Source organism: Citromicrobium bathyomarinum, from assembly GCF_038594605.1.
Taxonomy (GTDB): domain Bacteria; phylum Pseudomonadota; class Alphaproteobacteria; order Sphingomonadales; family Sphingomonadaceae; genus Alteriqipengyuania; species Alteriqipengyuania bathyomarina_B.
Map to the genome: position 1 here is coordinate 251,956 of NZ_JBCFZM010000002.1, position 12,809 is coordinate 264,764.

Genomic DNA, 12,809 nt, shown 5'->3' on the forward strand with positions numbered 1-12,809 from the left:
GCGCCCTAGCGACTGATGGTCAGATTGTTGCCCGCGCGCTGAACATTGTAGCCGCCCTGCGCCAGCGCCCCGATCAGATCGTCGACCGTCCCCGCGTAGCTCACGCTCAGCACCGAAGTCCCGCCGATCGCGGTGCTCGAAACCGAGGCGCCGCGCACGCCGGGCGTGCCGCGCACCGTCGCAAGCGCGGCGTCGAAGGCGGCGGCATCGGGCGTCGGCACGTTGACGAACAGGTTGATCACGCTCGCGCCCTCGCCGCCTTCGGCGGCACCGGCCTGCGCAGCGTTGGCATCGGCGACGCTCGCCTCTTCCTCGGTCAGCGTCGGGCGATTGCGGGCGGCTTCCGCCCGCGCGAGGATGGCACGGCTCTGCGCAATCAACCTGGCAATGTCTGCATCGACCATGCCGCCTGCGCGGTCCAGCGTCGGGTCGGGCCGGATCGTGCCTGCCGCGAGCGCTTCGACGAACATCTCGTCGAAGCGGGCGACCGCACGTTCGAGCATCGCATTCAGCTGGCGCGGCGAATCGGCGCGCATGGTGAAGCTGCCCAGATATTCGTTGTCCGGCCCGTGCCGCGCGGTGAAGCTGCCCACGATCGGCCCGCCGGGATACGAATAATCGAGGCGGGCGATGGGCACGAGTACGTCGGCGGCGCCGAACTGGTCGATAATGGTCGCCCACCAGTTGCGGCTGCGGCGGCCGGTCTGGCCATAGGTCAGCAGCAGCGATTCGCCGCCCGCGCCCGAGGGGCGGACATAGTCGATCCGGCTCGCGCCCGGCTGATATTCGGCCCAGGCGCGCTGCCACGGATTGACCTGCTGGTACATCAGATCGGTCCCGCCGCTCACCGTCACCGGCAGCACCAGCATCGGGGCCGAGCGCCGGGTCTCCCCCGAACTGCCGAGATAGCCGCTCGCGCGCTGACGATCGAACGCGACGCCGAGCGTGGCGACGTAGCGCCTGGGGCCCGTTTCCTCCTGCTGGATCACGATGGCGGAGACGAGGCCCTGCAACTGGCTGTCGGACAGATCGGGCCCGCCCAGCTTCTCCCACGCCATGCGCTGGGCTTCGCGCCAACCCTTCTGGCGGGCTTCCTCGGCATTATCACCGGTCACGTTGATCTCAATCCCGCCGACATTGATGTCGGTGCTGACCATCAGCGGAGCGATGCCGCGATCCCCCTCCACCTGCGCATTGGCCCAGCCCGCATACAGCATGGCGAGCCCGCCGAGCAGGGCGATGAGGGCGACGGCGATCCGCGGGAAGGGGAGACTGGGCAGGGTCATCGGGGAAACTCGCGGGCCTTTTGCCCAAGTGACGATGGATTTCCAAGCGCGAAAGCGTAAGACGGCCCGCGATGAGCGAGAAAGAGACAAGCTACACCTACGAAGGCGCAGGCGTTTCGATTGCGGCGGGCAATGCGCTGGTCAAGGCAATCGGCCCGCTGGTGCGCGCGACCGCTCGGCCCGGCGCCGATGCAGAGCTGGGCGGATTCGGTGCCTTCTTCGATCCCAGGGCCGCCGGGTTTACCGACCCGCTGCTGGTCGCGGCGAATGACGGCGTGGGCACCAAGCTCAAGCTCGCGATCGACCACGACCGGCACGACACCGTCGGCATCGATCTGGTCGCGATGTGCGTCAACGACCTGATCGTTCAGGGTGCCGAGCCGCTTTTCTTCCTCGACTATTTCGCTACCGGTGCGCTGGAGAGCGGCGTGGCCGAGCGGGTGATCGCCGGGATCGCGGATGGCTGCAAGCAGGCCGGCTGCGCGCTGATCGGCGGCGAAACCGCGGAGATGCCGGGGATGTACGCGCCCGGAGATTACGACCTTGCAGGCTTCTGCGTCGGCGCGGTGGAGCGCGGGGCACAGCTAACGGGTGACAAGGTTGCGCCCGGCCACGCGCTGCTTGGCCTCGCCAGCTCGGGCGTGCACTCGAACGGCTTCTCGCTCGTGCGCAGGCTGGCCGAGGACAAGGGCTGGAAGATGGATCGCCCCGCCCTGTTCGATCAGGACAAGCTGCTGATCGACCACCTGATGGAGCCCACGCGCATCTATGTGAGCAGCCTGCTGCCGCTGATCCGCGATGGCCTAATCGACGCTCTGGCCCATATCACGGGCGGAGGACTCCTCGAAAACATCCCCCGCGCGCTGCCCGGCGGTGCCCGCGCAAAAGTGCATGCCTCGCGCTGGCCGCTGCCACGGCTGATGTCGTTCCTGCAGGCGCAGGGCCATATCGAGCCTGCCGAACTGGCCCGCACCTTTAATTGCGGCATCGGCATGGTGCTGATGGTGACGCAGGAGAATGCCGAGGCGGTGACGAACAGGTTGCAGGAAGCGGGCGAAACCGTCTTCCCGATCGGCGAAGTGGTCGAAGGCACACGCGGGTGCGACGTAGACGGCACTGCCGGTCTGTGGTCGGCGCAGAGCGACTGGGTTGCAGAGCATGATCACTGAGCAGCCCCGCGCAAAGGTCGCGGTGCTGATCTCGGGCGCGGGCAGCAATATGGCCGCGCTGCTCTATGCCAGCCAGGTCGGCGCGCCTTACGAGATCGTGCTGGTCGCCAGCAACGATCCCCACGCGGGCGGCCTGTCGCTCGCCGAGTCCGAAGGCATTCCCACCTTCGCGCTCTCTCACAAGGGGCTCAAGCGCGCCGAGCATGACGCCGCGATGGACGCAGCGATCCGCAAGTCGGGCGCGCAATATGTCGCGCTCGCGGGCTATATGCGCGTGCTGTCGGATGAGATGGTGCAGCGCTGGGAAGGCCGGATGCTCAATATCCACCCCTCGCTCCTGCCCAAGTACAAGGGCCTCGATCCACACGCCCGCGCGCTGGAGGCGGGCGACGAGATGGTCGGAGCGTCGGTCCACCTCGTCACGACCGAACTCGATGGCGGCGAAGTGCTTGGGCAGGCGCAGGTGGCGGTGATGGGGGGCGACACGCCCGAAACGCTGGCGCACCGCGTAAAGCTCGCCGAACACCAGCTCTACCCGCGCGTGCTGGGCGACTACGTCTCGCGCGGCAACGACCCAGAGTACCTGCTAGGGCGAGTGCGCGCCCTCGCGCTGGCGCTGCCCGAGGCCGAGGAACAGGCGAGCCACGGCTCCCCCGCCTTCAAGATCGCAGGCAAGAGCGGCAAGTTCTTCGCCCATTTCGCCGATCGCCACCACGGCGCGGAGCAGATCGCTGTGCTTGCCAAGACCAGCGGGCAGGACGAACTCGCCGATCTCGTCGAACGCGATCCCGAGGTGTTCTTCCGCCCCGCCTATTACCACGCAAGCGGCTGGGTCGGCATCGCGCTCAACCGGCCCGACTGCGACTGGGATCAGGTCGAGCACTGGCTGGAGCGGAGCTGGCGCAGCGTTGCGCCAAAGCGGCTGACCAAGCTGATGGATGCGGCGGAGGAGTTCCAAGGCGGGATTTAGGCTAACGTGCCGGGTGCCTTCGGGGCCCACCCAGCCCGGTCTCCAGCTTTTCGGATTGCTTGCGCGAAGAAAAGGTGGATACGCAGTGTCATGCTCTTCCGGCTCCTCGCGATCGGTTTCCTTCTGGTCTCTCCCGCAAATCTCGGGGATGCGACGGCTGATGGCGAAACTGCCAAAGCCCTGGTCGAAACCGCCCGCGGCCACTTCGCCATCCACGAGAACGCGCGGTCATCCGGGCAGGCATCGGCTCCATCGCGAAAAGGCCAGACCGAAGTCCGCTATGATCTTCCGTCAGGCGAGCGTTTCGCGACGTATTATTTGAACAGTGATGGCGCGCTGCGCGAGCTGGGCATCAACAGCCCCACCAGCAAGGCCTATGCAAAGACATCGGACAGGCGCGCCTTCCTCGAACGGCTCATGGAAATAGCGGCCCCACGGAGCACCTTGGAGGAACGCAGCTGGGCGGCCCTACAGCTGGATGGGATATGGAGCGAACGGGTGCGCCCATTCCCGGTGCAAGTAGGCGATTATGTATTCGGCGGTATCACCGTCAGATCTCCGCGAGGTGCGCACGACCATTTTACGATCGTCGCGACCGATACGGGCGCAAGGGGGATGACATTCGAGCGACGCCGGCAATCGGGAGCTGCTCGTCCATTGTCGCGACAGGCTTCGCGCCCACTGTCCGATCACCCTCGTCAATAGCTATACGAAAAAGGGCTCCGGATCGCTCCGGAGCCCTCTCTTTCTCATCGGTCGGACCGAAGATCAGCCAACAATCTCGTCGTCGCTGAAGAAGAACGCGATTTCGGTCGCGGCGTTTTCGTCGCTGTCCGAACCGTGCACCGAGTTGGCTTCGATCGATTCGGCGAAGGCCTTGCGGATCGTGCCTTCTTCGGCGTCGGCGGGGTTGGTTGCGCCCATCACGTCGCGGTTGCGCTTCACGGCGTCTTCACCTTCGAGGACCTGCACGACCACCGGACCGCTGGTCATGAAGTCGACCAGTTCGCCGTAGAACGGGCGTTCGGCGTGGACTTCGTAGAACTTCTTGGCCTGGTCTTCGCTCATGTGGATGCGCTTGGACGCGACGACGCGCAGGCCGGCCTCTTCCAGCATCTTGGTGACCGCGCCGGTCAGGTTGCGGCGGGTGGCGTCGGGCTTGATGATCGAAAAGGTGCGGGTAACCGCCATGGTGATATCCTTCGTATTGTCAGGGGGAAAATGCGTTGCGCGCGCAATTAGCAGTTTGCGCGAAGACGGCAAGGTGCGACCGCTGCTGCGCCCCTCAGGCGACCTTCACCCAGCGCCCCTCGCGCTGTTCGTAGAAGCTGCGCTCAAGACCGTCCTTCGCGCTCACTTCGCGCCATGCCGAGCGGGCGGCGTCGCGCCCGTCCTCGCCGAAGAGCAGGAACGCACGTTCGAAGCGATCTCTCTCCAGCGTTTCGCTACGCCAGCGCCCGTCCGCGAGAATGCACGCACTTGCTCCATTGGCGGGCTCGCAGCTTTCAGACACGAGGATCGGCTGGTGCGCATCATGCGCCCCGCCCGCTTCGCCATTGGCAAGAAACGCCTGCGGCTTGGCCTCCCATAGCGCCTTCGAGATGCCCTCGCGCTGCGCGGCATCATCGCTGACCACCAGCGCGCGCGCGCCTTCGGCGAGCAGCCTCTCGGCGATCATCGCCACCACGCGCTCCGCCGGATCGCGGGAGAGGAGCCAGAAATCGACTTTCATGAAGGTGAGCTAGCCGATTTGGACGACCGGCGGCACCGCTCCGAGCAGTATTTCACGCTGTCCCAATCCCGCTCCCACTTCTTGCGCCAGGCGAAGGGCAACCCGCAGGCCGCGCAGATCTTGCTCGGCAGGTCGCCCTTCTTGCGCATCCGTGGCACGGTCAGTCCCTACGCCGATCAGCCTTCGAGCACGTCGCGCACATACTGGTCGAGCAGCCGCACGCCGTATCCGGTCGCGCCCTTGCCGTAGGTCGTGCCGGGCTTGTTCGACCATGCCATCCCGGCAATGTCGAGGTGCGCCCACGGCGTGCCCTTCTTGATGAAGCGCTGGAGGAACTGTGCGGCGGTAATCGAACCGGCCTCGCGCGGGCCGACGTTCTTCATGTCGGCAATCGGCGAATCGATCAGCTTGTCGTAGGCGGGGCCGATCGGCATGCGCCACACCTTGTCGCCGCTGGTCGCGCCCGCTGCCGAAAGGTTGTCCGCCAGCGTATCGTCGTTGGAGAAAAGCCCGGCCTGTTCGTTGCCCAGCGCGATCAGCATCGCGCCGGTCAGCGTGGCGAGATCGATCACCGCAGCGGGCTGGAACTCTTCCTGCGCCCAGTGCAGCGCGTCGCACAGCACCAGCCGCCCTTCGGCGTCGGTGTTGATCACCTCGACCGTCTGGCCGCTCATGGTCTTGACCACGTCGCCGGGGCGCTGGGCGTTGCCGTCGGGCATGTTCTCGACCAGACCGCACACGCCGATCACGTTCGCCTTGGCCTTGCGCTTGGAAAGCGCGACCATCGCACCCGCGACCGCGCCTGCGCCGCCCATGTCCCATTTCATGTCTTCCATGCCCGCGCCGGGCTTGATCGAGATACCACCGCTGTCGAAGGTGACGCCCTTGCCGACCAGCAGCGTGGGCTTGGCGCCGCTTTCGCCGCCGTTCCACTTCATGGCGAGAATGCGCGAGGGGCGTTCGGAGCCCTGGCCCACGCCGAGCAACGCGCCCATACCGAGCTTTTCCATCTCCGCATCGTCGAGCACGACGATCTCGATCCCCGTGCCGCCCAGTGCCTTGCGGCACCGCTCCACGAAGCTCTCGGGGTAGAGGACATTGGCGGGCAGCGTGATCAGTTCCTTGGTGAACTCGACCCCGTCGGCCAGCGCGCTCGCCTCGGCCCAGGCCTGTTCCATGCCATCGGGTGCGCCGACGATCACAGCGCTCTTGAGCGAAACCTTCTCGGCATCCTTCTGCGTCGTACGATATTCGTCCCACCGCCATGCGCGCAGCCGCAGGCCGAGCATGACTGCGGCAGCATCGCCTGCCGACAGGTTCGAACCGGTGAGGTCGAGCACGATCTGCGTTTCGCCCGAGGTCAGGAATTTCGCGGCCAGCGCGCCGCCCGCCTTCTCGAGGTTCGCGGTGCGATCCTTCGCTTTGGCATCGCCCGCACCAGCCAGCGCCACGCGCACCACCTTGCCATCGCGCTCCACGAAAGCGTCGACCAGCTGGCCCGCGCTGCCCTTGAAACGGCCGCGCTTGGCGCCTTCGGCAAGCACCGGCTCGATACCGTCGGGCAGGCTGTCCTTGTCGGCGATCGTGGCGATCAGCGCGGCATCGGCGGGGAGGGTGTCGGCGAAGGTGAATTGCATGTCGGGGGAATCCTTCGAGTATAAAATTGCGGTGGGCCGAAACGCCCTGCTGCACCGGCGTGCCCGTGGCGGCGAAGTCACACGCAGCGTCCCATGGGCGGGCGCGTTTGCGCGGCCTGCCAAGTGCGATTGCGATTAGGCAGCCTGAGTGCAATAGGCAAGCGATGCGCCCGACGATCCGTTCCACTGTGCCAACCGCGAATCGCGCGTTTCTTTTGGGGCATGCGATGACAGGAGTCGCGCTTGCGGCTCTGACGAGTATGGCCCTGGCGGCCCCGGCCAATGCGCAGGATACCGCGCCGGATACTGCGCCCCCTGCGAACGATGCGGAACAGGACGACATCGAGGAAGCCGTCAGCGACTATGTCGAAGGCGAGGCCCCGCCCCCCGGTGAGGATCGCGAGATCGCCTTCGAGGCCGATACGCTCGAATATGAATCGGGCCCGGACATCGTGATCGCGCGCGGCAATGTGCTGCTGAGCGAGGGCGACCGCTCGGTCCGGGCAGACCTCGTCCGCTGGGATCGCCCGGCGGGGCGCATCGATGCGAGCGGCAATGTCCGCTACGTCGATGGCGACGGCAACCAGCTCTATGCGAGCGAGCTGGAGCTGACCGACACCTTCGAAACCGGCGCGCTCGAAGACCTGCTCCTGGTGCTGCGCGAAGGTGGCAGGCTGGCGGCCGAACGCGGCGAGCGCGGCGGAGACGGGCGCATTGCGCTGATCCGCGGCGCCTATTCGGGCTGCGCGGTGACGACGCCCGATGGCTGCCCGAAGAGCCCCAGCTGGAAGATCACGGCAGAGCGGGTCGTCTACGATCCCGATGCCAACAAGGTGCGTTTCGAGGACGGCTATTTCTCGCTGTTCGGCCAGCGCCTCGTGCCGCTTCCCACGCTCGAATTGCGCACCGACGGCGGCCCCAGTTCGGGCTTTCTCGTGCCCTCGGTCCGCATCTCCGGGTCCAATGGCGGCGAGGTCAGCGGCTCCTATTATTGGCGGCTGGCGGAAAACCGCGATCTGCAGCTGGGCGCGCATGTCTTCACCGATGTCCTGCCGATGGCGCGGGCGACCTATCGCGAATTGTCGAGCAACGGGGCCTTCCAGGCGACCGGCTACGTCACCCGCAGCCGGCGGGTAAATCCGTTCACCGGCACAGCGCAGGGCGAGCAGGACTTTCGCGGCTACATCGCCGCCAACGGACGCTACCAGCTGAGCGAGGACTGGCAGTTCACCGGCTCCACCCGGATCGCCAGCGACCGCACCTTCCTGCGCCGCTACGATATCAGCCGCGACGACCGGCTGCGGACCGTCGCCGAGCTGGAACGGATCGACGCGGACAGCTATTTCGTGGTCGCCGGCTTCGCCACGCAGACGCTGCGGCTCGACCAGTCGCAGGGCCAGGTGCCCGTTGCGCTGCCGCTGATCGACTATCGCCGGCGGATCGACGAACCGCTGCTCGGCGGTACGGTGACGTTGCGCGGCAACAGCCTCGCGATCACGCGCGACGCGGGGCAGGACACGCAGCGCGCGCTCGCCTCCGCACAATGGGACCTGCGCAAGGTCACCGGGCTCGGCCAGGTGGTGCGGCTGACCGCACTTGCCCGCGGCGATGTCTATCACACCGCCGATTCGGCGCAGACCGACATCGCGAGTTACCGGGGCGAGAATGGCTGGCAGGGGCGGACCGTCGGGCTCGCCGCGCTCGACGTGTCTTGGCCGCTTGCCGGGCCCATTTTCGGCGGTACGCAGGTGCTCACGCCGCGCCTGCAGGTCGTCGCCACCCCGCCGATCCGCAACACCGCGATCCCCAACGAGGATTCGCGCGCGATCGATCTGGAAGACGTGAACCTGTTCTCGCTCAACCGCTTCCCGGGCGACGACCGGTTCGAGGACGGAACGCGGGTGACCTACGGCGTCGATTGGGAAATGACCCGGCCCGACTGGCGCGTCTCGGCCAATGTCGGCCAGTCCTACCGGCTCGACGACAAGCAGATCATCTTCCCCGACGGGACGGGACTGGCCGACCGCTTCTCCGACATCGTGGGCCGCGCGCGGGTGCGCTACAAGGACATGATCTCGTTCACCTATCGCTTTCGTTTCGACAAGGACGACCTGACGCCGCGCCGGACCGAGATCGACGCGACCATCGGCGGGCGCCGAACCTATGCCGAAATCGGCTACCTACGGCTCGACCGGAATATTCCCCTGACCAACGAAGAGCTGGGCGACCGCGAAGAGCTGCGCGTGGCCGGACGGATCGCCTTTGCCGACTATTGGTCCGCCTTCGGATCGGCAGTGGTCAACATGACCAATCGCGACGAAGATCCGCGCTTGCAGGCCGACGGCTTCCAGCCGATTCGCACCCGGCTGGGTATCGCCTATCAGGATGACTGCATCGATCTGGGCCTGACCTGGCGGCGCGACTTCGTGAGCCAGGGCGATGCCCTGCGCGGCGATACGATCGAGCTGACCTTCCGCCTGCTCAATCTCGGGCTTGGCGGATAGGTGGGGCCGGTAATCGCGGACGCGCGGGCGCTGCCGCATTGGCAGACGCGGTCTCACCCGCTAGAGGCCACGTTTCGAACTCAGCAAAGGTTCAGCCTTGCGCCCCGATGGGGACATGGTGGCGCTGAGCCGCGCCCGCCTAATTTTGGCTAACAGCAGGTTTATTCGTGAACGACAGCATTTTCAGCAAGTTCTCCTCCCGCGCAGGCAGCGCTCTGGGCGCCCTCGCGGCGACCGCCATGGTCACCCTGCCGGTCGCCGCGCAGGCGCAGCAGGCGCAGGCCGCGCAAGAGTCGAACGAGCAGCGGGGCTCCACCGCAAGCGATCCCTTCGGCATTCCCGAAGAAGTGGTCATGTTCGAACAGCAGGACCCCAACCTGCGCACCGCCACCGCCAAGGTGAACGGCGCGGTCATCACCGGAACCGATGTCGACCACCGCGTGGCACTGGTGCTCGCCGCGTCGGAGCGCTCGCAGGTCACGGCCGAGGAAATGCAGCAACTCAGGATGCAGGTGCTGCGCAACCTGATCGACGAGACGCTGCAGATCCAGGCCGCCGAAGCGCAGGACATGCCCGTTAACCCTGCCCTGATTGACGAGCGCTATTCCTCGCTCGCGAAGCAAAACTTCCCGCAGAACCCGCGCCAGATGGACGCATGGCTGATCGGCAACGGATCGTCGCCCGCGACGCTCAAGCGCCAGATCGCGGGCGAGATCGCTTGGCGAGACCTGCTGCGTCGCAATGTCGCGCCATTCATCAACGTGTCCTCCGAAGAGGTGAACGACACGATGGAGCGGCTCAAGATGTCGCGCGGACAGGACGAATATCGTCTCGCCGAAATCTATCTTTCCGCGACCCCCGAAACCGCTGCAACGGTTGAGCAGAACGCGAACAGTATTCTTCAGCAGATCCGCGACGGCGGCAACTTCCAGGCCTACGCCCGGCAGTTCTCCGAATCGACCACTGCCGCGGTCGGCGGCGATCTGGGCTATGTTCGCCTCGCCACCCTGCCCGACCAGATGGCCGAGGTCGCACGCGAGCTTTCGCCGAGTCAGGTCGCCGGACCGGTCCCGATTCCGGGCGGCTTCGTGATCCTGCTGCTGATCGACAAGAAGCAGGTACTGACTGCCGACCCGCGCGACGCGACCCTCAGCCTCAAGCAGATCGCGATCAGCTTCGAGAGCGGCACGAGCCAGGAGGCGGCCAACCAGAAGGTCCAGGCATTCTCGGATGCGGTTAACTCGATGCGTGGCTGCGGCGATGCGGAGCGCGTCGCCCAGACGGTCGGGGCAAGCGTGGTCAACAACGATTCGATCGCAGTTCGCGACCTTCCCGAACAGATGCAGGCCGCACTGCTGCAGTTGCAGATCGGCCAGGCAACCCCGCCCTTCGGATCGTTCGAAGACGGTGTCCGCGTGCTGATGCTGTGCGGCCGCGACGATCCGGAAGCCGTCAACGAGCCGGATTTCGATCAGATCATGGAAGGGATCGAGAACGAGCGGATCAGCAAGCGCGCGCAGCGGTTCCTGCGCGACCTGCGCCAAGACGCCATCATCGAATATAACTGATCCGGTGAACGCACCCCTCCCGCTGGCCGTTACCATCGGTGACCCGGCGGGCGTCGGGCCCGAGATTATCGCCGAAGCTTTTGCGCGGCGCCGCAAAGCCGGGCTGCCCCCCTTCGTTGCGGTCGGATCGGTCGCGCTAATTCGCGAAGCGGCGCGCAGTCGCTCGCTCGACATCGAAGTGAGCGAGCTGGACAAACGGGGGTGGGACGCCGTCTGGCCCGATGCCTTGCCCGTGGTCGGCGGGTTTGCGGGCCAGGGCTACGCACCCGGACACCCGGACGAAGATGGCGCACGGCTCGCGCTGGCCGCGCTCGAATTGGCGATCGACCGAGTGAAGGAAGGCCATGCGGGCGCGGTAGTGACCGCACCAGTCGCCAAGGCGCAGCTTGCGACAATAGATTCCGGCTTCGTCGGTCAGACCGAGTTCCTCGCCGATGCTTGCGCGATGGCGCGCGAAGATGCGGTGATGATGCTCGCCGGGCCATCGCTCAGGACGGTGCCGATGACCGTGCATTGCGCGCTGGCCGATGTGCCCGCACGTCTCTCGCAGGACCTGATCGTGCAGCGCAGCCGGATCGTGCACCGGGCGCTGCGCAGCGATTACGGGATCGAAAACCCCCGCATCGCCATCGCCGGGCTCAATCCGCACGCAGGGGAGGAGGGCCGCATGGGGCGCGAAGAAATCGACATCATCGCTCCCGCCATCGCCACCCTGCGCGCCGAAGGGATCGACGCCACTGGGCCACATCCGGCCGACACGCTGTTCGCCCCGCACAAGCGCGGCAGCTACGATGTCGCGATCGCGATGTATCACGATCAGGCGCTGGTCCCGATCAAGGCGCTCGATTTCGACGAGGGTGTGAACGTTACGCTCGGCCTGCCGATCGTGCGCACCTCGCCCGACCACGGCACCGCGTTCGATATTGCAGGCAAGGGCATCGCCCGGCCCGACGCGATGATCGCCGCCATCCGCATGGCGGGCGAAATCGCGGCTCGCAGAGCCGCCCCCTCCCAATCCTGCTCATCCTGAACTTGTCGAAGGATCGCATTGTCTTCTAGCGCTACCTTGGAAGTTGAAGGACGGCCCTTCGACAGGCTCATGGCGAGCGGTTCTTTGTGACAAACCTCCCACCTCTACGCGAAGTGATCGCGGCGCACGGGCTCAGCGCGTCCAAGGCGCTCGGCCAGAACTTCCTGTTCGACGAGCAGCTTCTCGCCCGCATCGCGGCGGTGCCGGGCGATCTGACGGGCAGGAATGTGCTCGAAGTCGGCCCCGGCCCCGGCGGCCTGACCCGCGCGCTGCTGCGCGCCGGAGCGCGTGTCACCGCGATCGAGATGGACCACCGCTGCCTGCCTGCTCTGGCGGAACTGGCCGAGGCCTTCCCCGGCCAGCTCACCGTAATCCAGGGCGATGCACTCAAGCTCGATCACGACTTGCTGTTCGATGGAACGCCCTACGCCATCCTCTCCAACCTGCCCTACAACGTCGGGACCGCGCTGTTCACGCGCTGGATGGGGGGTGAGGACTGGCCGCCAAACTGGACGTCGCTGACACTGATGTTCCAGCAAGAGGTCGCCCAGCGGATCGTCGCGCAGCCCGGTGGCAGCGCCTACGGGCGGCTCGCGGTGCTCGCCCAATGGCGCGGCACCGCAAAACTGGCGATGAAGGTTCACCGCAGCGCCTTCACCCCGCCGCCCAAGGTGATGAGCGCCATCGTCCACGTGACCCCAGCCGCCATGCCCGAAGGCGTCGTGGCCGCAAAGCTGGAGGCGATCACCGCCGCCGCTTTCGGCCAGCGCCGCAAGATGTTGCGCCAGAGCCTCAAGGGCGTGCCCGGCGCGCTCGATGCGCTGGAGACGCTCGGCATCGATCCGCAACGCCGCGCAGAAACGCTCGACGTCGCGGAATTCGTCGCCGTCGCGCGCAAGCTGCCCACCTGACC

General features: G+C 66.4%; 12 protein-coding genes. 7 read left to right on the forward strand and 5 right to left on the reverse strand.

All coding sequences use genetic code 11. The annotated features are described in order from the left end of the window. Positions 1-5: 5 nt before the first annotated feature. Positions 6-1,286, reverse strand: a complete 1,281-nt coding sequence (locus AAG612_RS08215) for a heavy-metal-associated domain-containing protein (protein WP_342509134.1) — start codon at positions 1,284-1,286, stop codon at positions 6-8. A 71-nt stretch (positions 1,287-1,357) separates the two neighbouring features. Between AAG612_RS08215 and purM the strand changes: the two genes are divergently transcribed. From purM to AAG612_RS08230, 3 genes are all read left to right on the forward strand, one after another. Further along, positions 1,358-2,455 (forward strand): phosphoribosylformylglycinamidine cyclo-ligase, encoded by a 1,098-nt coding sequence (purM, locus tag AAG612_RS08220; protein WP_342509135.1) that lies wholly within the window; start codon positions 1,358-1,360, stop codon positions 2,453-2,455. Next, a complete protein-coding gene (gene purN, locus AAG612_RS08225) occupies positions 2,445-3,425 on the forward strand; it encodes a phosphoribosylglycinamide formyltransferase (protein ID WP_342509137.1) in 981 nt (326 codons plus the stop codon). Before purM ends, purN begins: the two co-directional genes overlap by 11 nt. 90 nt (positions 3,426-3,515) lie before the next feature. Beyond that, positions 3,516-4,130: a hypothetical protein gene (locus tag AAG612_RS08230; protein ID WP_342509139.1), complete on the forward strand. Its 615-nt coding sequence runs from the start codon at positions 3,516-3,518 to the stop codon at positions 4,128-4,130. A 63-nt stretch (positions 4,131-4,193) separates the two neighbouring features. Here AAG612_RS08230 and ndk read toward each other — a convergent pair whose 3' ends face one another. The 4 genes from ndk to AAG612_RS08250 all read right to left on the reverse strand — a co-directional run bounded on the left by ndk (position 4,194) and on the right by AAG612_RS08250 (position 6,794). Beyond that, the gene (gene ndk, locus AAG612_RS08235) at positions 4,194-4,616 is read right to left on the reverse strand and encodes a nucleoside-diphosphate kinase (RefSeq protein WP_342509141.1); all 423 of its coding nucleotides are present in this window, start codon (positions 4,614-4,616) and stop codon (positions 4,194-4,196) included. Positions 4,617-4,710: 94 nt separating this feature from the next. After that, positions 4,711-5,157, reverse strand: coding sequence for a DNA polymerase III subunit chi (locus AAG612_RS08240; RefSeq protein WP_342509143.1), 447 nt, complete (start codon positions 5,155-5,157; stop codon positions 4,711-4,713). Continuing rightward, positions 5,154-5,306, reverse strand: a complete 153-nt coding sequence (locus AAG612_RS08245; protein WP_425341851.1) for a DUF2256 domain-containing protein — start codon at positions 5,304-5,306, stop codon at positions 5,154-5,156. The genes AAG612_RS08240 and AAG612_RS08245 overlap by 4 nt, the downstream gene beginning before the upstream one ends. 27 nt (positions 5,307-5,333) lie before the next feature. Then, positions 5,334-6,794 carry a leucyl aminopeptidase gene (locus AAG612_RS08250; RefSeq protein WP_342509147.1) on the reverse strand — a complete coding sequence of 487 codons (1,461 nt, stop codon included), beginning with the start codon at positions 6,792-6,794 and terminating at the stop codon, positions 5,334-5,336. A gap of 164 nt (positions 6,795-6,958) precedes the next feature. On the opposite strand from AAG612_RS08250, the gene AAG612_RS08255 reads away from it, so the two are divergent. The 4 genes from AAG612_RS08255 to rsmA all read left to right on the forward strand — a co-directional run bounded on the left by AAG612_RS08255 (position 6,959) and on the right by rsmA (position 12,807). Next, a complete protein-coding gene (locus AAG612_RS08255) occupies positions 6,959-9,298 on the forward strand; it encodes an LPS-assembly protein LptD (protein ID WP_425341841.1) in 2,340 nt (779 codons plus the stop codon). Positions 9,299-9,465: 167 nt separating this feature from the next. Further along, positions 9,466-10,866, forward strand: a complete 1,401-nt coding sequence (locus AAG612_RS08260; RefSeq protein ID WP_342509152.1) for a peptidylprolyl isomerase — start codon at positions 9,466-9,468, stop codon at positions 10,864-10,866. A 4-nt stretch (positions 10,867-10,870) separates the two neighbouring features. After that, positions 10,871-11,896 (forward strand): 4-hydroxythreonine-4-phosphate dehydrogenase PdxA, encoded by a 1,026-nt coding sequence (pdxA, locus tag AAG612_RS08265; protein ID WP_342509154.1) that lies wholly within the window; start codon positions 10,871-10,873, stop codon positions 11,894-11,896. A gap of 86 nt (positions 11,897-11,982) precedes the next feature. Continuing rightward, a complete protein-coding gene (rsmA, locus tag AAG612_RS08270; RefSeq protein WP_342509156.1) occupies positions 11,983-12,807 on the forward strand; it encodes a 16S rRNA (adenine(1518)-N(6)/adenine(1519)-N(6))-dimethyltransferase RsmA in 825 nt (274 codons plus the stop codon). The last annotated feature ends 2 nt before the right edge of the window (positions 12,808-12,809 follow it).

Bases quoted from the DNA above. Each gene is read 5' to 3' on its own strand.
- AAG612_RS08245 (WP_425341851.1), bottom strand. From the start codon at position 5,306: ATGCGCAAGAAGGGCGACCTGCCGAGCAAGATCTGCGCGGCCTGCGGG.
- ndk (WP_342509141.1), bottom strand. From the start codon at position 4,616: ATGGCGGTTACCCGCACCTTTTCGATCATCAAGCCCGACGCCACCCGC.
- AAG612_RS08250 (WP_342509147.1), bottom strand. From the start codon at position 6,794: ATGCAATTCACCTTCGCCGACACCCTCCCCGCCGATGCCGCGCTGATC.
- AAG612_RS08255 (WP_425341841.1), top strand. From the start codon at position 6,959: ATGCGCCCGACGATCCGTTCCACTGTGCCAACCGCGAATCGCGCGTTT.
- AAG612_RS08215 (WP_342509134.1), bottom strand. From the start codon at position 1,286: ATGACCCTGCCCAGTCTCCCCTTCCCGCGGATCGCCGTCGCCCTCATC.
- purM (WP_342509135.1), top strand. From the start codon at position 1,358: ATGAGCGAGAAAGAGACAAGCTACACCTACGAAGGCGCAGGCGTTTCG.
- AAG612_RS08240 (WP_342509143.1), bottom strand. From the start codon at position 5,157: ATGAAAGTCGATTTCTGGCTCCTCTCCCGCGATCCGGCGGAGCGCGTG.
- AAG612_RS08230 (WP_342509139.1), top strand. From the start codon at position 3,516: ATGCTCTTCCGGCTCCTCGCGATCGGTTTCCTTCTGGTCTCTCCCGCA.
- purN (WP_342509137.1), top strand. From the start codon at position 2,445: ATGATCACTGAGCAGCCCCGCGCAAAGGTCGCGGTGCTGATCTCGGGC.